This window comes from Micromonospora sp. CNZ299 (assembly GCF_002754415.1).
In genome coordinates, this window is the sequence record NZ_PEFG01000001.1 from 3,248,539 (window position 1) to 3,268,979 (window position 20,441).

At 67.5% G+C, this 20,441-nt stretch carries 18 protein-coding genes and 1 pseudogene; 8 read left to right on the forward strand and 11 right to left on the reverse strand.

All coding sequences use genetic code 11. The features are described from left to right. The first annotated feature begins 44 nt into the window (after window positions 1-44). Both CLT68_RS15315 and CLT68_RS15320 read left to right on the forward strand, forming a co-directional pair. The gene (locus CLT68_RS15315; protein ID WP_099851661.1) at window positions 45-446 is read left to right on the forward strand and encodes a VOC family protein; all 402 of its coding nucleotides are present in this window, start codon (window positions 45-47) and stop codon (window positions 444-446) included. A 340-nt stretch (window positions 447-786) separates the two neighbouring features. Continuing rightward, window positions 787-1,251 carry a hypothetical protein gene (locus CLT68_RS15320; RefSeq protein ID WP_099851663.1) on the forward strand — a complete coding sequence of 155 codons (465 nt, stop codon included), beginning with the start codon at window positions 787-789 and terminating at the stop codon, window positions 1,249-1,251. A gap of 652 nt (window positions 1,252-1,903) precedes the next feature. On the opposite strand, the gene CLT68_RS15325 is transcribed toward CLT68_RS15320, so the two are convergent. Beyond that, complete coding sequence (locus CLT68_RS15325) at window positions 1,904-2,146, reverse strand: acyl carrier protein (protein ID WP_099851665.1); 243 nt, start codon at window positions 2,144-2,146, stop codon at window positions 1,904-1,906. 393 nt (window positions 2,147-2,539) lie between these two features. On the opposite strand from CLT68_RS15325, the gene hflX reads away from it, so the two are divergent. After that, window positions 2,540-3,688 (forward strand): GTPase HflX, encoded by a 1,149-nt coding sequence (gene hflX / locus CLT68_RS15330; RefSeq protein WP_099851667.1) that lies wholly within the window; start codon window positions 2,540-2,542, stop codon window positions 3,686-3,688. A 102-nt stretch (window positions 3,689-3,790) separates the two neighbouring features. On the opposite strand, the gene CLT68_RS15335 is transcribed toward hflX, so the two are convergent. The 3 genes from CLT68_RS15335 to CLT68_RS15345 form a co-directional block, all read right to left on the reverse strand. After that, entirely contained in the window at window positions 3,791-4,438 is a 648-nt protein-coding gene (locus CLT68_RS15335) for a hypothetical protein (RefSeq protein ID WP_199177055.1), read from the reverse strand. 195 nt (window positions 4,439-4,633) lie between these two features. Next, on the reverse strand, window positions 4,634-6,007 hold the full coding sequence (locus CLT68_RS15340; RefSeq protein WP_099851669.1) for a serine hydrolase domain-containing protein: 1,374 nt from the start codon (window positions 6,005-6,007) through the stop codon (window positions 4,634-4,636). A gap of 760 nt (window positions 6,008-6,767) precedes the next feature. Continuing rightward, on the reverse strand, window positions 6,768-7,727 hold the full coding sequence (locus CLT68_RS15345; RefSeq protein WP_099851671.1) for a helix-turn-helix domain-containing protein: 960 nt from the start codon (window positions 7,725-7,727) through the stop codon (window positions 6,768-6,770). 7 nt (window positions 7,728-7,734) lie between these two features. Between CLT68_RS15345 and CLT68_RS15350 the strand changes: the two genes are divergently transcribed. Together CLT68_RS15350 and CLT68_RS15355 are read left to right on the forward strand one after the other, a co-directional pair. Beyond that, a complete protein-coding gene (locus tag CLT68_RS15350; protein ID WP_199177056.1) occupies window positions 7,735-8,121 on the forward strand; it encodes a cupin domain-containing protein in 387 nt (128 codons plus the stop codon). A 137-nt stretch (window positions 8,122-8,258) separates the two neighbouring features. Continuing rightward, entirely contained in the window at window positions 8,259-11,219 is a 2,961-nt protein-coding gene (locus tag CLT68_RS15355; RefSeq protein WP_099851674.1) for a hypothetical protein, read from the forward strand. An 88-nt stretch (window positions 11,220-11,307) separates the two neighbouring features. Here the strand turns inward: CLT68_RS15355 and CLT68_RS33790 are convergent, their stop codons facing one another. Together CLT68_RS33790 and CLT68_RS15365 are read right to left on the reverse strand one after the other, a co-directional pair. Beyond that, window positions 11,308-11,520, reverse strand: a complete 213-nt coding sequence (locus CLT68_RS33790; protein WP_486482181.1) for a hypothetical protein — start codon at window positions 11,518-11,520, stop codon at window positions 11,308-11,310. Window positions 11,521-11,842: 322 nt separating this feature from the next. Continuing rightward, the gene (locus CLT68_RS15365) at window positions 11,843-13,000 is read right to left on the reverse strand and encodes a DUF1963 domain-containing protein (RefSeq protein ID WP_143743192.1); all 1,158 of its coding nucleotides are present in this window, start codon (window positions 12,998-13,000) and stop codon (window positions 11,843-11,845) included. A gap of 213 nt (window positions 13,001-13,213) precedes the next feature. Here CLT68_RS15365 and CLT68_RS15370 point away from each other — a divergent pair, with 213 nt between their 5' ends. Next, window positions 13,214-14,332 (forward strand): hypothetical protein, encoded by a 1,119-nt coding sequence (locus CLT68_RS15370; RefSeq protein WP_486482182.1) that lies wholly within the window; start codon window positions 13,214-13,216, stop codon window positions 14,330-14,332. 89 nt (window positions 14,333-14,421) lie between these two features. Continuing rightward, window positions 14,422-14,752: pseudogene (locus CLT68_RS33795) on the forward strand (transposase); the annotation flags it as partial. A 79-nt stretch (window positions 14,753-14,831) separates the two neighbouring features. On the opposite strand, the gene CLT68_RS15380 reads toward CLT68_RS33795, so the two are convergent. From CLT68_RS15380 to CLT68_RS33800, 3 genes are all read right to left on the reverse strand, one after another. Further along, window positions 14,832-15,356, reverse strand: a complete 525-nt coding sequence (locus tag CLT68_RS15380; RefSeq protein ID WP_199177228.1) for an RNA 2'-phosphotransferase — start codon at window positions 15,354-15,356, stop codon at window positions 14,832-14,834. 231 nt (window positions 15,357-15,587) lie between these two features. After that, window positions 15,588-16,739: a glycoside hydrolase domain-containing protein gene (locus CLT68_RS15385; protein WP_486482183.1), complete on the reverse strand. Its 1,152-nt coding sequence runs from the start codon at window positions 16,737-16,739 to the stop codon at window positions 15,588-15,590. A 215-nt stretch (window positions 16,740-16,954) separates the two neighbouring features. Further along, the gene (locus tag CLT68_RS33800) at window positions 16,955-17,080 is read right to left on the reverse strand and encodes a hypothetical protein (protein WP_486482184.1); all 126 of its coding nucleotides are present in this window, start codon (window positions 17,078-17,080) and stop codon (window positions 16,955-16,957) included. Between the two features lie 467 nt (window positions 17,081-17,547). Here CLT68_RS33800 and CLT68_RS15395 point away from each other — a divergent pair, with 467 nt between their 5' ends. Next, window positions 17,548-19,014, forward strand: coding sequence for an SMI1/KNR4 family protein (locus CLT68_RS15395; protein ID WP_099851680.1), 1,467 nt, complete (start codon window positions 17,548-17,550; stop codon window positions 19,012-19,014). A 478-nt stretch (window positions 19,015-19,492) separates the two neighbouring features. Here the strand turns inward: CLT68_RS15395 and CLT68_RS15400 are convergent, their stop codons facing one another. Both CLT68_RS15400 and CLT68_RS33805 read right to left on the reverse strand, forming a co-directional pair. Beyond that, on the reverse strand, window positions 19,493-20,065 hold the full coding sequence (locus tag CLT68_RS15400; protein ID WP_099851682.1) for a CbrC family protein: 573 nt from the start codon (window positions 20,063-20,065) through the stop codon (window positions 19,493-19,495). A gap of 12 nt (window positions 20,066-20,077) precedes the next feature. Continuing rightward, window positions 20,078-20,437, reverse strand: a complete 360-nt coding sequence (locus CLT68_RS33805) for a hypothetical protein (RefSeq protein WP_486482185.1) — start codon at window positions 20,435-20,437, stop codon at window positions 20,078-20,080. Window positions 20,438-20,441 lie beyond the last annotated feature (4 nt).

Genomic DNA, 20,441 nt, shown 5'->3' on the forward strand with positions numbered 1-20,441 from the left:
GAATGCTGGCGTCCGTTCATCCGCTCTCACCGTAAGGTCCGGGCATGGCTAACGCGAAGATCAGGCTCGACCACTGCGTAATCGCGGTCAGCAACTGGGAACGCTCTACTGCCTTTTATCGAGACGTCCTGGGTGCCGAAGTGGCCGACCATCCCGACGGTCACGTGGCCTACCGGTTCGGCGACCAACAGCTCAACGTCCACGGGCCGGGCCTGGATGTCGGAAAGCTGGTGGCACGGCCGCCCGTCACGCCAGGCGGCAGCGACCTATGCTTCGTTTGGCCGGGCACCACCGAGGACACGGTCGCTCATCTTCAACACCATCGCACCGAACTAGAGGCAGGGCCGGTTATCCGCAGCGGTGGAGGTGGGCGTGGCGTGAGTGTCTATTTCCGGGATCCGGACGGTTCCCTGCTGGAGCTGATCACCTACCCCAAACCCTCGTAGCCGGGACTGGACTCCGAAGATGATCAGGCCCTTGGCGGCTGTCCGCGGGCCCACACATGCCACGATTCGGGCACCCACGAGGCGCTTACCGCCGTTGTGACGTGAGCTTTTGACCGGCGCAACGCGAGCCGGACTTGCAAGTGTCAGTTGCCGCGCAGAATCTGGTCCCGGTACTGCTGGAAGCTGTACCAGCCAGCGGTTTGAGTGGGCGCGCGCCGGTCGGGAACTCGCCGGTCGAAATGTCGAAGCGCACGGCCACCAACCGAGGCGCCGGACCTGCAACCTGACGTGCCCCCGGTGGGGGAAACCACTGTCGTATCCGTGTGGTGGAGTGCGTGCTATGGGTGTGCTGTACGACTACTTCCGGGCCAAGGACGACGCTGCGGCTGTCAGGTTGATGAAGGATTTCGAGGGCGGGCCGTTCGCTGTCAGCCGCGGCGGCATAGCTGTGGATGCGGTTGATCTGAAGGGCATCGAGCCGACCGTGACCCTCGGCAAGCTTGTCAGCCTCGTTCGACAGGTCGACTGGGATGTGAGCCTGGTCGGCCTTGAGTTGTTGTGGAGCGAGGACGAGCAGGACGGGCCATGGCTGATGTCGCTCCACCGGACCGCGCGGGACACCCTCGCCTCTATCAGCAACACACAGGTGCTGGAGTTGTCGGCGCAATGGGGGCGGATCGAGGATCTGGCGTGGAGCGGTCCTTTGTCGGACGACGAGATGCTGCCCGTCATCGAGAAGGTCGCCGCCCTTGCTCAGCGCGCGCGAGACGCGGGCGAGGATCTGTATTGCTGGTGCTGCCTGTGACTTACAAGGGGGCGGTGCCGGGCCCGGATAGGGAGAGCGGCCTGGAAGGATAGGGAGAGCGGCCTGGGAGCAACAGGGTGCCTTGAACGGCCTTGAACTGCACCCAACGGTGTCGAACGGTGCTCAACTGCACCCATCCCTACCTGCGGCTCCACGTCGCCGCAGGTCAAGGGGCGGTGCGGCGTCCTGTTTCACCGCGGAGTCCTCCGCAATTCTGCGATGCAGTAGGCGACGATGTGTGTCGCCTGGTGGGGAGTGTGCGCAGGTCAAGGCGGTAAGGAGCCGTTGGCTGGCCTGGCCTTGCAACTGGGAGCAGATTGGGTGCGGGTTGGCGAAGAGGTCACCGCGACCGAAGTGCTCACCGACGCCGGACAGGGGCGAGGACCTGACCTGCGGTGATGCGGTCGAGCGGTGCGGCGTGACCTCCCAGTAGGGGTCGAAGTGGTCAGGCGTTGCTGCTTCCGGGATGGCTGGCGCCGGCCGGCGTCTCGGTTCGCCTAGGGCCACGTCTGTAGGCGTGCCGCAGCCCAACGAGCACAACCGTCGCCCAGGGCGTGAGCTGGGGATCAATCAGCGTACTGTCCGACTCGGTCCGCGTGAATGGCGTCTCCGCAGTCTCGGCGCTATCTGAGCCTGCGGAGACGCCGGTGGTTCAGCCGTTCTGCGGGCTGGTGTTGTCCGTGCCGCCGAGGCGGGCCAGGAACTCGTGGCACTTGCGGGCACGCGCCGAGTCCTCCGCCATGACCTGCTCGAAGAACGACGCGATCTCGTCTTGGCCGGCGTTCTTGGCGTCGCGGACGTATTGCCCGTAGTCGTGCCCCGCTTTGAGCGAGTGGTACTGCACGGAGATGAGGTCGAACGTCACGTCGTCGAAGCCGGTTTCTCCGGTAGCCATGTGCTCTCCTTCCCCTCTGGGCCGCGTACGCACGCGTCGTCCGGTAGTCCTACCCACCCGGACGTCGTGCACTCCCGAAACCTCATGCCACGGCGGAGGCGCACTCCAACACCGGCAGTCATGACGGTCTCAGGCTCTGCCGAAGACGGCGCCGCTCTCTGAGCGCGCAGGGCGGCGGCGGTGCTGTCTGCCGGCCCGTTGTCGGGCCCGGTCTTGAGACCATCTCGCTGCCGGAGGCGTACGCCGCGTGCGCGGGGGACTGGTGCCGGTGCCACCAAGGGCCGACGCGGCGTTCGCGGGGCAGCCGACCAGCCGGGCTGGGAGCGGGTGGCCGGCATGGTCGCTTCCGGCGGGGGTAGGTGACACGCACCCGAGACGAGGTGAGGTGGGACCATGGCCGGATCGTGGTTGCTGGGGCCGGACACCGGTGGCCAGGGCGAGCGCCCGACGGCGGTTCTGGTGGCGGTACGTGACGACGGCGCAGCCGACAGCGGTCCCGGCTCGCAGACCTCGCTGACCGAGCTGCGCCGGCTTGCCGCCACCGACGGCCTGACCGTCGCCGACGAGGTGGTGCAGAGCCGGCCAAACCCCGACCCGGCGACCTACGTCGGCTCCGGCAAGGTCGACGAACTGGCCGCGCTGGCCGAAAGCGCACACGCCGACCTGGTGATCGCCGACGGTGAACTGACCCCCGGTCAGGTACGCAACCTGGAGGAACGCGTCGGCGTACGGGTGGTCGATCGCACCGCCCTGATCCTCGACATCTTCGCCGAGCACGCCCGGACCAGCGAGGGTCGCGTACAGGTGGAACTGGCGCAGATCGCCTACCAGTTGCCCCGTCTGCGCGGCGGGGGTCGCACGATGTCCCGCGTCGGCGGCGGCCGGACGGCCGGCGGCGCCGGCATGGGTGTCCGGGGTCCCGGTGAGATGCGGCTGGAAACCCAGCGCCGCACCCTGCGCCAGCGCGCCACCCGACTACGCCGCAACGCCTCCGAACTCGCACGACGGCGCGAGCGCACGCGCACCCGCCGCGCCCGTAACCAGGTGCCCTCGGTGTCGATCACCGGCTACACCAACGCCGGCAAATCGGCGCTGCTCAACCGGCTGACCGGTGCCGACGCCCAGGTCCAGGACGTGCTGTTCGCGACCCTGGACCCGACCGTCCGTCGGATCAGCACCGGCGATTTGACTTACACCGTCACGGATACGGTGGGCTTCGTCCGACACCTGCCCCACCAACTCGTCGACGCGTTCCGCTCGACGCTGGAGGAGGTCACCCGCAGCGACCTCGCACTGCACGTCGTCGACGCCTCCGCCCCCGACGCGCTGGACCAGATCACCACCGTGCACGGCGTGCTGCACGAGATCGGCGCGCGCGACGTTCCCGAGCTCCTGGTCCTCAACAAGATCGACGTGGCGCCGCCGGAGTGGGTGGACGCGCTCTGCCGGGTCCACCCGGACGCCGTCGCGGTCTCCGCCCGCACCGGCGCCGGCATCGACCACCTCCGGGCGGAACTCGCCCGACGGGTACGCCTCCACTGACCCGGCAGCCCTCGGTTCCAACTATCGATCGCCTAGCTGAACAAAATCTCTTCTTGTTGCGCGGGCGCGTCGTCGTCGCTCTGCTCTCGAACGGCGGGGTTTTTATGGGCGGTGACGGATCTCGGCCAGGCGCTGTTCGTAGCTGACCATGCTGTCGCGCCTCAGCCGGTACACGGGATTAGGGCACAGGCACAAGCCCCAGCAGTCGCCGTGCAGGAGCTGTTCGGGCCGGCCGCTCTCGCTGACCGCTCGGCGCATGCGGTCCAACGTGCCGGCGAGGAAGACCCGCTCCGCGTCAGCCAGTTCCGGCGTTCGGGCGTGGTCGGCCACGAGCGTCCGGGCCTCAGCAACCCGGTCCGTGAAGTGCGGGGAGGGCAGGTCGACCCTGCGCGTTCCAGCGTGCAGACATTCGAGCGCGCCAGCGTAGTCGGCGTTGGGGATCGCTTGAGAAGTGACCGGTTCGTAGTAGGCCCACAGGGTGACCACGTAGTCGCCCCAGACAAACACCTCGGGCGCTTGCAGCGCGGCCACCGGACTTCCGAACTCGGCCAACCGCTGAGCGACATCTACTTCAAACTGGGCGCACTGGCTCGCCATCGGCGCCACCCGGGCCAGCACGTCGCAGGGCTGCAGACGCGGGGTGAGCTTGTTCGAGTTGTGTAGGACCGTGGCGTCATGGGCGGTCAGGCCAAACAATGAGGCACTCGACATGGCTACCTGCGTTGCCCGCCGAGCCTCGTACTCCTGCATCGCAGCACCGTAGCTCTGCGCTCGTGGCGCAGCAGTCGCATTTCGTCTGCCTCGCGCCAGGAGACCTGAACTGCGGCGACTACAGCCGGATCTACGGCCGACCGTGCTCGCTGAGAGGCAAAAACCTCCGTCACTCTCCGTACGCGTTTGGCGGGACCTCACGCATCCACATGACGAGATCAGTGCGTCGTGAGGTCAGCCGGCCCGCCAACCGGCCGGGTCGATACCGCCGGGCACTGACGCTGCGGGGTCGTAGGGCTGCCGGGTGAAGATGAAGGTGCCAAGATCGAGGTGGCTGACGGCGCCAGCCGCGTCGCGTTGCACCCGCAGCCGTTCGCCGGCGAAGTAGCCGTTGATCCCCTCCCAGCCGCCGTCGTCGGTGGGGCGCAGCCGGGTGCCGCGCCCGCCGGACAGCGGGGCTAAATCCACGAAGCCATCAGCCTGCGGGCGCAGCACATAAGGGGCCGGCCCCCAGTACCACGGACCGGCGAGATCCAGTAGCTGTGGGTCAACTGAGGGCAGCGGTCGCCACGGCGCAGGGATCCGCGGCTCCCGCTCGGCGACCGTCTGCAGCAGGTCAGCGGCGAGAGCACCGGCGGACAGGCCGGCGGTCGCGTTAGCCATAACGACAGCGCCCAGAGCGTCATCGGGGCTGACCCACACGGTCGCGACAAAGCCCGGCATCGAGCCGGTGTGCCCGGACAATAGCCGGCCGTCGCGGCGCAGCAGCTGCATGCCGAGCCCGTAGCCGCTGTCTGAGTCCCTCGGCTCCGGTGGGCTCGCCGGGCCGCGCATCTGGGCGACGGTGTCCGGATGGAGCACCCGGTCGTCGCCGTCGATGAGGAACGCGGCGAACCTGGCCAGGTCCGTTGCGGTCGACCACAGCTGTCCGGCAGGCGCCATCAGACCGGTATCCACGGCGGGCTCCGCGAGGAGCACATCGGCCCAGGGATGCACTGCCCAGCCCGTGGCATGCGGCGCGACCGGCAGCAGGGTGGTGCGGGTCATCGCGAGCGGGTCCAGCACCTCGCGTCGTAGCACCTCGCCCCACGCCTGGCCCCGAACCCGTTGCACCAGCGCGCCGAGCAGCGCATAGCCGGGGTTGGAGTAGTGGTGGCGTTGTCCGGGCGGATGCACCTGCGGATCGCTGCCCAGCACGTCGGCCAAATCGGGTCGCAGCGTGCCGGGGGTTCGTTCCCACCATGGGCCGGGCGCCTCAGCGATCAGCCCGGCGGTGTGCGCCAGCAGCGCACCGATCGTGGCCTGGCCGGCCGTCGTGTCGGGCAGGTGCTCGGCCAGCGGGTCGGTGAGCGCGAGTTGCCCCTCGTCGCGTAGGCGCAGCACCAGTACCGCCAGGAAGGTCTTGGTGATCGAGCCGATCCGGTATTGGAGGTTGCCATCCGGCACCCTGCCGTCCACCTCTCCCCGCCCGTCCATCCACACAGAACGGCCGTCACGTACCACGGCAGCGACGACCGAAGGCGCCCGACCCGCTACCTGACCGGTGGCCAGTCGGTGGACCAGCGCACGTCGCGTTTCGGGTAGCAGCGGCGCCGGGATCGGTGACATGCGGGCAAACCTACTGGGTCCCGCATTGCCTCGTAACGGTCTGACGCGTCTGGATCTGCCGCCGATGAGGCGTGGCGTCCATGAAGGCGGCCAGTGATGGCCGGGGCCGTGGGAGCAGGCCGGGCAGGCCGGGCGCCGGCGTGAGCCGAGGTTGCTGGGGCCAGCAGCCACGATCCGTTGCCCAACGACGTGCAGCACCGTCCATCCCAACTCGGCGGCAGCAGCCCGGTCACGAGCCCGGGGTCGGGGGAGCAGATGGGGAGCAACAGGGTGCACTGAACGGCCTCCAACTGCACCGAACAGCACCCAACGGCGCGTAGCTGGACCCACCCTGCCTGCGGCTCCACGTTGCCGCAGGTCAGAGTGGGTGCGGCGTCCTGTTTCACACCGAAGAGGTCGCTGGTTCGATACCAGCATCGCCCACTCTCAGTTCCGCAGGTCAAAGGCCGCTTCCCGGGTTCGGGAGGTGGCCTTTCTGCTGTCGTACAGCAGCTAAGTCCTGGGCACCTGCATGGCGCCCGGCCGCGCACTGCTGATCCTCCGTGACCGGCCTGACCGCGAGTGTGCAGCAACTCCTGCGAAGACCGGGTGCGAGTGGCGCACCACTACGATCGCCGCAAGCACAACGCGCCGGAGGGCCAGGTGGTCCGAGACGCCAGGGCCCGCGGAATAGCGGTGCCGGCTCGGACGACGGGCGAGAGGCCCGCCCGCTGTCGAGTTGCCGGAGAGGCAGCTCGGGCTCGGCGTCGTGGCCTGCGGTCTAGGTGCTCGCGCCGCGGCCGAAGGAGCGGCGGTAGGCGGTCGGTGTGGTGTTCACCGTGGTGCGGAAACGGCGGCGCAGGTTGGTGGCCGTGGATAGGCCCACTCTGGTCGCAATTGTCTCGACCGGCAGTTCGGTCTCCTCCAACAGGGCTCGCGCGGCCGTGATGCGTTGCTGGAGCAGCCACTGTCCTGGGCTGATACCCAGTTGTGCGGTGAATCTGCGGGCGAGGGTGCGCGGGGACATTTTGGCCCGTGCGGCGAGGTCGTTGACGGTGAGCGGCTCGTGCAGTCTCTCCGCGGCCCAGTCGAGGACGGGGGCCACGGACACCGGGGTACGCGCGGACAGGGGTGCTGCCGCGTACTGCAGCTGCCCGCCCTCGCGATGTGGCGGCATGACCATGTGCCGGGCGATCTGGTTGGCGTGAGCGGCGCCGTGGTCATTGCGGACCAGGTGCAGGCACAGGTCGATGCCGGCCGCGGTGCCTGCGCTGGTCGCGACGTCGCCATGGTCGATGTACAGACTGTCGGCTTCGACGTGCACGTCCGGAAACTGGGCACCGAACTCGGCGGCCATCCGCCAGTGAGTGGTCGCCCTGCGCCGATCGAGGAGCCCGGTGTGGGCGAGTAGGAAGGCGCCGGAGCAGATGGCGACGATGCGGGCGCCGCGCCTGTGGGCGCGCTGCAGCGCATCGATCACGGTGGGCGGAGCGGGCTGCTCGCGGCGTTGCCAGCCGGGGATCACCACCGTGTCCGCGGTCTCGAGCGCGTGCAGCCCACTGGTGACCGCCATGTCGTATCCCGCCATCGTGGACACGATGCCCGGTTGCTCGGCACACACCTCGAAGCGGTAGCTGACTGGTAGGCCGGGGCGCTGCACGCCGAACACCTCAGCGACACACGCGAGTTCGAACGTGGACTGCGGCGGCAGGACGAGAGCGACCACCCGATGAATGATCATGGCAAGAATGTACCTGGCAACGTCATTCCAGACACTGGCCGGCAAGGGCCGACACGACGATCATGACTGCGTGACGCATGAATCCGATGACGTGCAGATTCTGCAGGTCGATGAGGTGGAACCCGTCGAGGTCGTCCCCGGCATCGTCGGACGGCGCCTGCCGGCGACCGAGCGGGCCCGCGGCTGGATGTACGACTTCGCCCCGGGAACGGAGTGGCCAGAGGTGGACGTGCACGACGGCGAAGAGCGCTACTACGTGGTGTCGGGAGAGTTCATCGATCGGGGTCACCGCCTGGGCCCGGGCAGTTACGTGGTGTTTGCTCCGGGCAGCACGCACCGCCCGCGTACCGAGACCGGCGCACGCATGATCGGCATCAGCATCCTCGCGATGTAGCCCGCAATCCCGAACACGCCCATGGGCGAAACCTCGGCTCACATGGCGGTCGACAGAATCCACAGTGGCTGCTCAACGCACCTCAGATCCGCACGCGCAACCCGAAACGTCCCACAACCTCCAGCTAGGAGCGGTAGATGAGGAAGACCCTGGCTCTGGTCATAGCGACGGTAGTTCTGACCGGGGCAGTGTCTACCAGTGGCGCTGCGCAGGCAGCCCACGACCCAGACACCGCGCGAGCCGCCAGCCGTGCCATTGGCACCGCTCCAGCGCCGCACACCCCCAAGCCGGACCTGAACACCCCGCCGGTCCCGAGGCCCAAGCCGTTCGAGGAGGCCCCGCCCAGCATTGCGCCCCACAAGGCAGTCACTCCGCCCGACTTTGGACCCGACGAACGGATCCTCTCGGCGTACCACCGGGGAAAGCTCTCCCGGGACGACGCGGTGCGGTACGGACTCACCGCGCTTCACTCGCCCCGGGCAGTACCCGCCCACCTACGGCAGACCGGTGCCATCCGCGACCCGCAGCGGTACCTGACCTACCTCTCGATGCTGGCAGCGAACACTGAGCCCGAGGCGGCGAGGATGATCGCGCCGGACGTCGCCGCGCCGGCTGCCGCCCCTGCGGCGGCCGGCTACGACGACTGCGCCGCCGAGCCGTTCGACTATCTCGGTGTCACCTACCGCTGCCGGGCATCCGCTGGCGAGTTCCTCATCCTGTTCAACATCGCCGGAGCAGGCCGACCGGGCATTCCGGCGGACTACCATTCCAACGGGCGGGCCAAGGCGGTCCAGCACCTGCTGAATTCGCTCGCGATCGCTGTCGACGAGTATCGCGAGATGGGTTACCCGCTGCCGGTGCGCGACGGCAAGCCGTGGGTGTTGGTCTACGGCGTTGACGAGATCCCTGTCGTCGGCGGCCTCGGGTTGGAGATTGACGCGCCTTTCGTGTTGCCGTTCGGGCTCAATCAGCAGGCCACCATGCTGGTGCCCAACGGGCAGGACGACTGGGATTACCTGCCCCGGCATGAGCTGTTCCACGTCATGCAGTACCAGTACTGGGACAAGTCTGACGTCAGCCTCGATTTCCTCGCCACCCTCGTGCGCGGTGAGGAGTTCGGTTCAATGAACTGGTGGATGGAGGCCACCGCCGAGTGGGCCGCCCACCAGACCTACGCCCGCGAGCCGTACGTGCCCATCCCCGGCGAGGAGAAGCTGTATGCGCGCAACGTCTACGACGTGCTCAGCAAACCAGGGTCGGCGCTCAACTCGTGGGGCGGCCTGGGAGGGGGCCCGCAGTACGGCGCGTTCCTGCTACCCACCTACCTTACCGAGCAGATCGACCCGGTCTTCGTGCGGCGGACCTGGGAAAGCATCCGGGACCACGACCATCTGCCGATCGAGGCTATCCGGCACGCCGCGCAGGGCTACGGCCTGAACTTCAAGGACATGCTGCTGGGCTACCACATCGCCAACTATCGGCTGGCCAAGGCGAACGCCGCCCCCGCCCCGACGGTGGACGCGTGGCGCAGCTATGGCTACACGGATACCGACACGAAACTGTGGCGTGACAACATCTCCGCCCTGAGTGGGACGAGCGGTGACGTTCTTGGCGGCGCGAGGCCGGCCCGCAAGAGTCACTCGACACCCGCTGGCACGCACGTGGAGTACCAGGACATCCTGCGTAAGGGCGGCGCCGTCTACCATGATTTCCGGGCCGTTCAGAATTCTGGCGACCCGGGCTGCGGGTACTGCTCGACGCTGCTGATCGACACGAGCAAGGACGCCAACCGCAGCTCCGCGGTGGTCATCTGGTCGCCGGCCGGCAGCGCTGGCACGCAGGTGAAGTACCCGAGCATCCAGACGGTGCGCTACCCCGACGCCGGCGGTCTGATCACCGTGGCGGACTTCGCGTACCCCATGGTCGCCACCCTGGTGACTACCTGGACCGAGCTGGACGTCCACTCCGCCGACGCGGACAGCAGCCCGAAGACGTTCAGCACCTACGTGGAGACCACACTGCCGCTCACAGGCCGCTCGTGCGTCCTGCGGCCGCTGTCGGTGAACAGCGTGGAGACCACCGTCGAGCCGGAGGGCACATTCAACCGGTACGCGGCCAGCACGCCGGACGGCTGGACCGGCGGCGACTCCACGTACTCGGTGAAGCTGCCCGACGGGCGGATCGTCTGGCTGTTCTCCGACACCTGGATGGGGCCGCTCAACGGCGACGGCACCAGACCAGTGAGCGCACCGCTGGTGAACAACACGTTCGTGGTGCAGAACGGCGGCAGCCTGACCACGTATCAGGGCGGCACCGCCGGGGCCCCCCGGGCGTTGATGCCTCCGTCCGGACCCGGCAAGTGGTACTGGGTCGGCGACGGCCACGTCTCCGGCGGTCAGCTGCAGGTGGTGTACCAGGAGTACGAGCGCTTCGGGTCCGGCGCCTGGGACTGGCGATTCAACCGCAACGTGGTGGCGAACTTCGCCCTGTCCAACCTACGAACCCCGGTCAGCGTCCGACAGCTGCCCTCGGCCAGCGGCGTCGCCTGGGGCTCGGGGCTGCTGCCGGCCAGCCGCAGCGGCGACGGCTACACCTACGTCTACGGCGTGGACGACTCCCCGATCAACAAGCAGATGCGCATCGCCCGGGTGTACGGAAGCGACCTCGCCAGCGGCACCTGGCAGTACCACACGCCGTGGGGCTGGACGTTCCGAGAGCAGAACTCGCGCAACCTGCTGACCGGCATCGCCAACGAATACAGCGTCACCCCCTGGGGCGGACAGTTCCTCCTGCTCAGCCAGGACAGCACCCTGGCGTTCAGCGGTCAGATCAACGCGTGGACGTCCTGCTCACCGTACGGTCCCTTCACCGACAAAACCCCGGTCTACCGGATGCCGGAACCCGGTCCGTACGGCAGCTACTGGAATCCGAACGTCATCTCGTACAACGCCCACGTGCACGCGGCACTCAGCTCTGGCGACACGTTCATCGCCTCGTACAACGTCAACAGCATGGACACCCGTATCTCCCCCGACGCGGACCACTACCGCGACCCGGGCATCTACCGCCCCCGCTTCTTCCGCTTCACCCTCGGATGAGCGCTCCTGTGAATTCAAAGGCTCTCAGGCCTGACCTGCCGGGCGTTGTGCCTGAGGAGCGTGCCGTGATGACCGCGGCACTGAACGATCAGACCGGAAGGAAGAAGCGGCTTGAGCCATCGGCGGAGGCGAAGGCCACCAGCAGGGCGGTGGCGGTGATCGAGCCGGTGGTCATCAGGGCGCGTCCGCCGTGGTGGTCGAGCCACCGTCCGACGGGGATCGCTGCGAGGGCACCGGCAAGGACACTCGTGGTGAGCGCGCCGGTGGTGGCGGTGGTGGAAGCGCCGAGGGTGGCGGCCATCGGGGTGAGCAGGACGGCGTAGGCGTACGTGGTAGAGAGTGCCGCAGTCGATGGTGGAGGTGACGGCGAGGGCGGCGACGATGCGCCACCCGTGGTGCCCGCCAACTACAGGGTCGGCGGGCACCATGATGGTGGTGGGCATCAGCTGGCGCAGCAGCCGCTGGTCTGCGTGTCGGCCGGTGCGGCGTCGAGGGTGAGCAACGTGTGGTCAGGGCACTAGGTGGCGCGTGCGCGCAGCAGGCCGAAGGTGGTCCGCTTGGTCTCAGTCGTCGTTCGGATTTCAGCGAGCGTCAGCGTGACGTGCGCCGCCTGCCGCATCGGATCACGCCCCGTCCAGGTGGACGTAGACCCGGTCGAAGCGCAGTTCGGCCAGATCCTGGCGCGGAATCACCCAGCTGATGAGGTTCTGCTCCCCACCGTTGACCATGTCGGTGCCATCCGCCGAGGCCAGCAGAACCCAGTCCTCGTCCTTCGGTGGTTCCGTGCCGGGGACCGGCGGCCGTGCGCCGCCGGTCGAAGCCGTCGGATCGGCGGCCTCTAAGGCTGCGTCAATGGGACCGTTGTTGAGCTCGATGGGACAGCCGCCCAACTGCACCCCTCTTTCGTCGAGCGGGTATTCCTGCGATTCTTCCCACGCCCTGGCCAGGTCCTTGCCGCGCGGATGCTCGGAAGTGTTGCTGTCGTCGGCAGGGTTGAGAGGGCGATAGGGGACGATCGTCAAACGCAGACTCTCCACCGGCCACGGGCCATCTCCGTCTTCATTGTCTTCGTTCTCGTCTTCATCGCTCCAGGGCCGCTCGGCGACGGCTGCTCCTGCGGGGACATACAGCACCGTGCCGCCGAAATCGCAACACCCGTCGCCGTCGTCGTCGGAGAACAGCAGCAGCTGACCGTCGGAGGGCAGGGGCAGGTCTGTCGCCTCGGCAGGCAGAGCCGCGCAATCGATCGAGGCGACAAGAGTGAACGGTGGGTGGGGCACGTCGGCCGGAAGCCACGGGTTGCCACCCCACCGGCCCGCCACCGGCCCGTCTCCGTAAGGGAGGAGCGTCGCAAACGGGCGGAGGTCGCTAATCCATCGTTCGACATCGGTTGGCGGAATGCTCTGCTCGGCCGCCTTGGCGCGGAACGGATCGATGAACTTTTGCGAGTACGTCGAACTCATGCGCGGCAGTGTATGGACGAGCCCCGACAGACCAGGGTGCGGGTGGCGGTGGATCACTGCCATGTCGTCCACAGGATGCGACAGAGGCCTGAAGCAAGCCCGACCGCGGTGCGCCGCCACCTGCTGCGACCACGGCAGCGTGGCAGAGCTGATCGGCCAGCCTGCGAGATAGCCGAGCGGGTCGACGGCGACCAGGGCCACTACCAAACCGGCTCTGGGGCCAGCGCGCGTGGAGGTGGCGCGGGTCTCGGCGGCGGTCGAATTGGGCGACGGTGGCGAGCCGATCGCCTGACACGAGGAGGCGGTCAGGTCGGACAAGTGGCGGCAGTTGCCTGTTGAGCATCAGGCCGCACACCTGATCGACCCCGCACAGGCGTACCAACAAGGAGCCGCTGTTCGTGAAGGCGTGTGCTGATCTGCACTTCTGCGGGTGTCAACTGCTGGCTTGAAAGGCGCTGCCGATTGCTGAAGTGTGCGTGAGGGTGGGATCATCGCGGCCATGATCGAAAGAATCGAGTCCTCCGTCCGCCGGTGAGCGTGACGATTGAGCCTGAACTGCTCGGACCCCGGATCACCCTGTTCGAGCACGCTCTACGTCTCCATCAGCAACATCCCGACAGTGCTCTGCCTCACGACGGTAAGCCGTATCCGGATGAAGACCGCCACCGTTCGCGACCGTCAGCCCGGCGGGTGAGGGATCGACGCCTCTACGGAGCCGATGTCGCTGTCATCCTCGACAAGCACTTCAGCCGGCCGGAGGCGCAGGCGAGTGAACTTGTCGACGCCTTCCGCGATGCCTACGTCCCGATCCATCGCAACGACCACATCGTTGCCGCGGCGCTGCGCGCGGATCGGCAGCGCATGCGGCAGACCGGCCGGTGGTTGGTGCGGCACAGCAACGACCGCAATGCCGCCACGGTCGGACTTGCGCTGCTGGCCGCCGATTGGGCCGAGGATGACATCCCGCTGATCCAAACCATCGGTCTGCTGTCGAACCAGTTTGGGCCGTTAGCCGCAGACGCGTTGCAACGCCGCCGTGGAGGTGTAGAAGCACTGCAGTGGCTCGCCGAGCGCGTCGCCGGCTGGGGCCGGGTCTACGTCGTTGAGGCGCTATGCCGACACGGCGCTGCCAACTCCCGGCCATGGCTGCTGCGCCATGGCTGCGACGGCGACTACCTCAACGGCTACTTCGCCGGCAATGTTGCGACCGCAGCGCACCTGCACGAAGCGATCACCAGCGCTGATGCCGACGATGACCTGATCGATCACACCGGCCGGCTCCTGAGGATCATGGCGGACTGCGGTGGCATGGGCCTGACCCTTGAGCACTACCCGCCGGCACCAGTCGTGTTGGCCGCGCATGCTGCTCACCTCGCCCAGCAGCCGCCAACAGCGAACCGGTACATGGATGCCGCGATGATCGCCCACTATCTGACGGCCAAGCCTCCGAACCGATGCGGCTGCACGGCCGAGCAGCGGGACCGCATTGTGCAGCATTACCTCGCGGTGCTCGACCAGCCGGATTGGCGCAACGCGGTCCGCGCAGGCCTCGACCCGACCAGCAGCTTCTTCGCCTGGTTCGTCGACCACGTAGCAGCGCGGTTGCGTCTCGGCGCGTTTTCCGACGTGGCTGAAAGTGACGAGCGATGAACCCCGTCTCCCAATCAGCGCCTGGTCGAAGTAGAAGGCTGTCCCTGAACGGTCCGGAAGGGCTGCTCCGGCAGTTGACCAAAGACGACACCGCCGTCAGCGCCCAAGCGGCCAGGGCGGCGTTCGACGACCTGGCGGAGAAGTGGGCGGGCGGTATCGGCGGTGATCCGCCTGTAGGACAACGCCTGGGCGGATTTCATCCCGTTCGTCGACTATGACGTGGAGATCCGCAAGGCCATCTGCTCCACGCAGGCGATCGAGTCGTTGAACCCCCGCTCCCGGCGGGCGGTCAATGCCCGCGGCCACTTCCCGAACGAGCTGGCCGCGATGAAGTGTCTGCATCTGCGGACCCGGTCCCTGGACCTCACCGGAGCAGGCAAAACCCGATGGACGGTGCGCTGGAGACCCGCGTTGAACGCCGCGCCGGATGTCTGGTGCCGCATCCCGTTCGAGGCCGCGCGCACCTCGCCGGAAACAGCGGTGCGGGCCTGGCCAGGGTTCAATCGAGCAGATAGCTGGCAGGGACCGCGTTGGTGAGCCAGACGCCGTTGGCGCTGCGGTGGAACACGTGCCCGTCGGCGTCCATCGCCGCCGCGTCGATGGTGAGGATCACGACCCGACCAGCGCGTCGGGCGCCGACCCGGTGGGCGGTCTCGGTGTCGGCGGAGAGATGGACGTGGTGCCGGCCGCCGCGGTGCAGGCCGGCGGCCCGGATCGACTCCAGCGCGCCAGCGCTGGTGCCGTGATAGAGCCGGTCCGGTGGGGTGACCGGGGGCAGCCCGAGGTCCACCGGGACTGAGTGGCCCTGGTTGGCCCGGATCCGCAGCACCCCGTCGGTGCCGCGCTCGACAGCGAACCGCTGCTTGTCGTTGCCGGCGACGACCGCGTCCAGCTCGGCCCGTTCGATCCGTAGGGCGGCGAGCAGAGCGTCGACGGGAGTCCAACCGGCCGGATCGAGCACCAGGCCGGCCCGGTCGGGATCGTGCCGGAGTGCCTTCGACATCCGTTTGCTCAACTTCACCATGCGCTCGCGTTCCACTGTGGCATTGTGGTCGATCCCCGTCGCTCGAATCGAGAGGTTTTCCGACGACCCCGATCCCGGGTCTTTTCTCCGGTGGGCCTGTCGGGTACGAACCGCCGGCTCCAACTGTCTACTGGGGAGGCGGGCCACCCGAAGATCGTCGCGTCCCGGACCCTCAAGGAGGCCGGCTCCGGTGCCCGGGGATCGGCAGGAACCTGGCCGACGCGAGGGGGTTCAGACCCGGGTGATTCGCACCGCGTCGGCGACTACGAGTCCGGTGCCGCTGGTCCAGCGACTCACGCCGACCCTGTTGCCCGTGCCCGCAGCCAGGGTGAACACGCCGATCGAGGTCCACCTACCGCCGTTGACCCGCTGATTGACCGAGACGGACCTGCTGCCTGTAGTGGTCTCCACAAGGTATGGCGTCTGGTTGTTGTAGCCCGCGTCGGCCGGGTACCAGACTGAGATCTCATAGCTTCCGGTCGCCGGGATGGTCGACCGGAACCAGGCGACGTCGCTGGACGACACCGGACTGGTAAACCGGTAGTCGGTGCCGAACCGTTGGCCGGAGTAGGCCGACGTGCCCCATGCAGTGCTCGCGGTGAACCCGCCTGAGGCGCTGTTGTCGATGGTCGTGGTCCACTGCTGCGGCGGGGTCTGCGTAACCCTCACGTCGAGGTAGTTGCGGTCGATCTTCATCGTGACGCCACCCCACGTCTCGGTGACCTCCCCGGCGTACTGGTGCAGGCGCTGCTGGTTCGCGTAGTAGGCATCGGCGCAGTAACTTCCGGCATCCGTGTCAGCCACCCCGTTCCACCAGGCGATCCAGATCTGGTCGAGTCGCGTGTAGCTCGGGTTGTCGTATGCATCGCAGACGTCCTTGATGCCGGACGAACCGCTGGAGTACATGCCGGCGAGGTAGCCCCGTACGTGCAACTGCTCGGTCCAACCGGACAGGAACGACAGCACGGCGGCCCGGCACGACGCGTTCGACGGGTACTGCTCGATGTCGTTGTAGATGGTGCTCGCAGTGCCGATGCCCAGTGCCTGGGCAGCATTCGCGGCGCTGTTGGCTGCGGAGACGCCCTGCGACCGGGCGGTGGTGGGATCGGCGGACATCTTCGGTGTGCGGGTGCCGCACGGCGCCTGGTAACCCAGTTCGATGGGGATCAGCCGCCATCCGTTGCTGGTCTGGTTGGCCACCCAGCTTGCGGTGAGGTTGGGCTGGGAACAGGAGCGGCTCGCCCCGCTGATGTAGATGCCGACCGCGCCGTAGGGCGAACTGGCCCGCCACGCGTTCATCGTGGTCTGTGACGGAGCGGCGCAGGTGTCGAATCCCCGGCCGGTGAAGGTGCCGGGTTGCGGGCCGGTGGCCAGCGGCGTCACTGCAGTCGATGCTTGTGTGGGTGTCGTGGCCACAGCAATCGACTCGGCGGGCGCCACGATTGCTGCGGCAAGGGTGAGACTCGCCAGCCACCCGGCAGTGACTCTCACGTTGCCTCCGTCTGAAGAAATTATTGCCTGGGAACGGGCAGTGCGAAAGATTTCTACCACGAATCGATGAGTAGCAATAGAGGGCCGCCGCCGACCCGGTGCCGAGGTCAGCTGAGGGGCAGACCCACGTAGTTCTCGGCCAGGCTGGTGGCGTACGCGCGGGAGCTGGTCAGGTATCGCAGCGTTGCGGTCTGCAGCTTCGCCTCGTACGGGCCCAGCGCTGGCGTCGCCACTGGGCGATTGGGGATGGCTGGAAGCGAGCATCGTCTCGGGTGATGTTGTTGTCCCCGGCAGCGATGTGCGGTCACACACCTGGTATTGGGGCAAGGCCGACCGGGACGGGCCGATGACCCGTCGCCTGCTGACCTTCACGACCGACCGCCGCCTGTCGGCCCGGCGGGCCATCTTCGAGTTGCTGCTCCCAGCACGCTGGGGCCGCCCGCCACTTCGGGCCGGCGAACTTCGCTGCGGCACCTTGGATAGGACTAGACGAGCGCCGTTCCGGATGGCCTTCATGTAGCGCGTCAAGTAAGTGTGACCCGGCATTCAGGCTGGCGAAGAAGCGCCCGCAGGGTGACTTGCCCGATGTTGGCTGGGGTTGGGGCGGTCGCCACGCAGCCCTTGGACGCAAACGCACCTGTCCGTGCCCACCTGCATGGGTGCCACAATCTTGGTCGCGCGCTGCTGACACAATCCCGGCGTGACCCAGATCGACGAGGTTCTGCATCAGCTGGGCAAGGCGTTCGTGGCGGGCCTGAGGGAGCCCGGCTACCAGCTGACCACCGTGCACCGGCATGGCAGTCAGAGCCAGACCTACACCATGGCCGGTGAACCGGCGTTGCTCGGTCGCTGGAACAACCTGGACCTCAACAATGCCATGGCTGCGCTGCCCGGGGTTGCCGGCGGTGGACTGGTCGTCGAGATGATTGGTGATCCGAGCGGGCGCTACACAATCCACTGGTCGCGGGACGTACCGTCGTTGCCGGCCCGGATCGTCCTCGACGAGGACTACCGTCTGCCCGGGCATGAACTGCCGCCAGCCCGTGAGCCTGGCACCACCGATACCGGTGTCACCGATCCGGCGGTCCTTGCCGAGGTCGAGCGGCTGGTCGGCCAGTTCGCCGCACGGCATCATTCGCAGGGGTACGCGACCGGCTGCTCCGAGGAGGAGATCCTCGCCGCCGAACAGCACCTCGGGCTACGGCTGCCGGAGGATCTGCGGGCCCTCTACCGGCTGATCCGTGACGATAGCGGCGAGTCGGGACTGCTCGACCCGTTCGTTCTCGCACCCTTGGACGTGCTCGTCGAGTGGAACCGGAAGAGCCACCCCGGTTACCACGACGGTCCGTTTGACGACGCGATGATCTTCGAGTGCATGCCGGCCGGGCATGTGCGGCGCGTGTCCTCGAGCAACGGCTGGGTGACGTTCGCCCGCGACTACGGCATGAACTTCGCGGCCGTCGATCTCGATCCGGGACCGCAGGGCCGCATCGGTCAGGTGGTCACGCACGGGCGAGACGTGTGGGCGCCGGTCGAATATGTCGCCGTCTCGGTCACCGACCTGCTCCGCCGCGCGATCGCGACTCTTGGCAACGAGCGCCCCTCACCGTCCGACCCCGAGATCAGGGCTGACAAGACCGCGGACCTGCCGGTGACGGCGCAGGGCGTTGTGCTCCGCACGGAAGCCCCGGTCTCCTTGGCTGAGTTCGAGCCCTTCACCAACCTTCGATCTTTAGTGATACGTGGAAAGGTCCCACGCGTCGATCTGACTCGTGCCGCCGTGCTGCAGATCGAACGCCTGCACGTGGAGGCGGCCCGATGGGAACTTGCGGCGCTGCCGCCGAGCCTCATTGACCTCACCTTGAGCGGCAACGACGAGCCTACGCCGGTCGCCGAGCTGGCCACCCTGCCGAACCTGATCCGTCTAGATCTATCGGGGGCCGCCGTGTCGGACATCGACGTGATCGCGGCGTTCCCTGCGCTGCGAGTGTTGACCCTCAGCGGCCCACAGTGGACGAATCTGCTGGCCTCCGGTTGGAAACCGGCCCAGCTGGCCGCTGCCGGGTTGGGCGGATCTGCCGGGGTTAGTGACGCTGCCCGCTGGTCTCAGGCATTCGGACGCGACAGCAGCTTCTACACCGTCACCGGCGATCTTTGCATCGTCTGAGCCAGGTTGAACAGCGCCATGTCGGCTGCGCCTGAAAGCTGCAACGTGGTTCCGCTTGGCTTCTAGAGCTACCTGGTCAGGTTCCGGGCGGGTCGACACGCCAGGCACTTCCGCAAATCACCTCACGGACAACATCGATCAGCCGGACCGCGAAGCGCAGGCGAAACACACTGCCGACCTCGCCAGCCTGTCCTGCCAGGCTCATCACGCCTCCCGGTAGCCGCACCGTCTAGCACCAGACGGAGCGTCCCAGGCGTCGAACTCGTCGTCTCGCGGCTCACCCCACCGACGGTGGAAGGAGCGCCATAGCGAAAGCATCGAATCTCACATGACCACGTCCGCCGTGATCGGCGGCTTCCTGGACGATGACCTCTTCGGCGATTCCGAAGGCGTCAGCGTTGGTGCCACCGCAGAGGCGGTAGGGCGGCTTCCGCTCATGTCGACGAGAGTGCGTCTGCGTATCGGCGATAAGGCGCAGTTAACCGATGTCCCAGGACGCGAGGTGGGTCCGGCAGTGCAGGCATTGGAACAGATACGCGGTGGGCTCACCGTTGCGGTCGAGCCGGTGTAGGAACTGTTCGGTTTCCTCGGGTGTCCAGCCGAGTTGCCGGTGGCTCGCGCGAAGCATGTTCAGGGCGTCCGGATGAGGTTCGACATCGCGATAGGCAGCTGGGCCGAGGAATGCCGCGCCGTCGCCGCAGTGGTAGAGCCATGACTCTTGCTGCCAACCGGTGAAGCCGGGGGTCCGGCGAGTGATCTCCTCGATGACGTGATGCGGCACGTCGTCAGGCACGTCGACTGCGTCGCTGAACTCGGCAGGCATCTCCAGGATGTCGCTGCCATCAGTGGCGGCGGCGGCGACGCTGAATGCCCTGGAGGCCGCCCCGGAGTAAATACAGTGCAGGCAGAGGCTCTCGGGCTGTCTGCCGTAAATCGGTCCCCGGTATCGAGTTTGCCGAAGTTGACCGCAGACGCTGCATTCGTGCTGAATGCGCACCGCCGAGCCGGTGGCCAAGGGATCAGGGTGGTATCGAAACACCGGTTCGGTCACCGGCCCATCATGTCAACGACGTTCAGCACGCCCGGGCGTGGCCTTGGTTGCCCACGCCCAGTCCACGATCGTTGGGGACAGGTCGGGGTGGGGGCCGGCAAGGTGCTCGGTCCCCACCACCAGCCAGCCATCGGATTCGAAATGCCACAGGACTGCGGGCGGGTGCCGGTCGATGGTCCGGGTTGCCGCCAGTTCGTAGCGCAGCGACCACACGCTCAGCTCACCGGAGGCCGCCTTGACGAAGACCTGTCCGGCCGGTCCGGTGACTGTCGAGGCAGCATGGTCGCCGCCGGGCGCCGGGCCGTACCCGACAACCGACGCCCGGTCCGCGCTCGACGCGGTACCCCGCGTACCCGACCAGCGGTCCGGCATTCGA

What these genes read in the sequence shown, in the direction of transcription:
- CLT68_RS15345 (WP_099851671.1), bottom strand. Translation starts at nt 7,727, where the DNA reads ATGATCATTCATCGGGTGGTCGCTCTCGTCCTGCCGCCGCAGTCCACG.
- CLT68_RS15340 (WP_099851669.1), bottom strand. Translation starts at nt 6,007, where the DNA reads ATGTCACCGATCCCGGCGCCGCTGCTACCCGAAACGCGACGTGCGCTG.
- CLT68_RS33805 (WP_486482185.1), bottom strand. Translation starts at nt 20,437, where the DNA reads ATGCCGGACCGCTGGTCGGGTACGCGGGGTACCGCGTCGAGCGCGGAC.
- CLT68_RS15315 (WP_099851661.1), top strand. Translation starts at nt 45, where the DNA reads ATGGCTAACGCGAAGATCAGGCTCGACCACTGCGTAATCGCGGTCAGC.
- CLT68_RS15350 (WP_199177056.1), top strand. Translation starts at nt 7,735, where the DNA reads ATGTACCTGGCAACGTCATTCCAGACACTGGCCGGCAAGGGCCGACAC.
- hflX (WP_099851667.1), top strand. Translation starts at nt 2,540, where the DNA reads ATGGCCGGATCGTGGTTGCTGGGGCCGGACACCGGTGGCCAGGGCGAG.
- CLT68_RS15380 (WP_199177228.1), bottom strand. Translation starts at nt 15,356, where the DNA reads ATGGTGAAGTTGAGCAAACGGATGTCGAAGGCACTCCGGCACGATCCC.
- CLT68_RS33790 (WP_486482181.1), bottom strand. Translation starts at nt 11,520, where the DNA reads ATGGCCGCCACCCTCGGCGCTTCCACCACCGCCACCACCGGCGCGCTC.
- CLT68_RS15335 (WP_199177055.1), bottom strand. Translation starts at nt 4,438, where the DNA reads ATGCAGGAGTACGAGGCTCGGCGGGCAACGCAGGTAGCCATGTCGAGT.
- CLT68_RS15355 (WP_099851674.1), top strand. Translation starts at nt 8,259, where the DNA reads ATGAGGAAGACCCTGGCTCTGGTCATAGCGACGGTAGTTCTGACCGGG.
- CLT68_RS15325 (WP_099851665.1), bottom strand. Translation starts at nt 2,146, where the DNA reads ATGGCTACCGGAGAAACCGGCTTCGACGACGTGACGTTCGACCTCATC.
- CLT68_RS15320 (WP_099851663.1), top strand. Translation starts at nt 787, where the DNA reads ATGGGTGTGCTGTACGACTACTTCCGGGCCAAGGACGACGCTGCGGCT.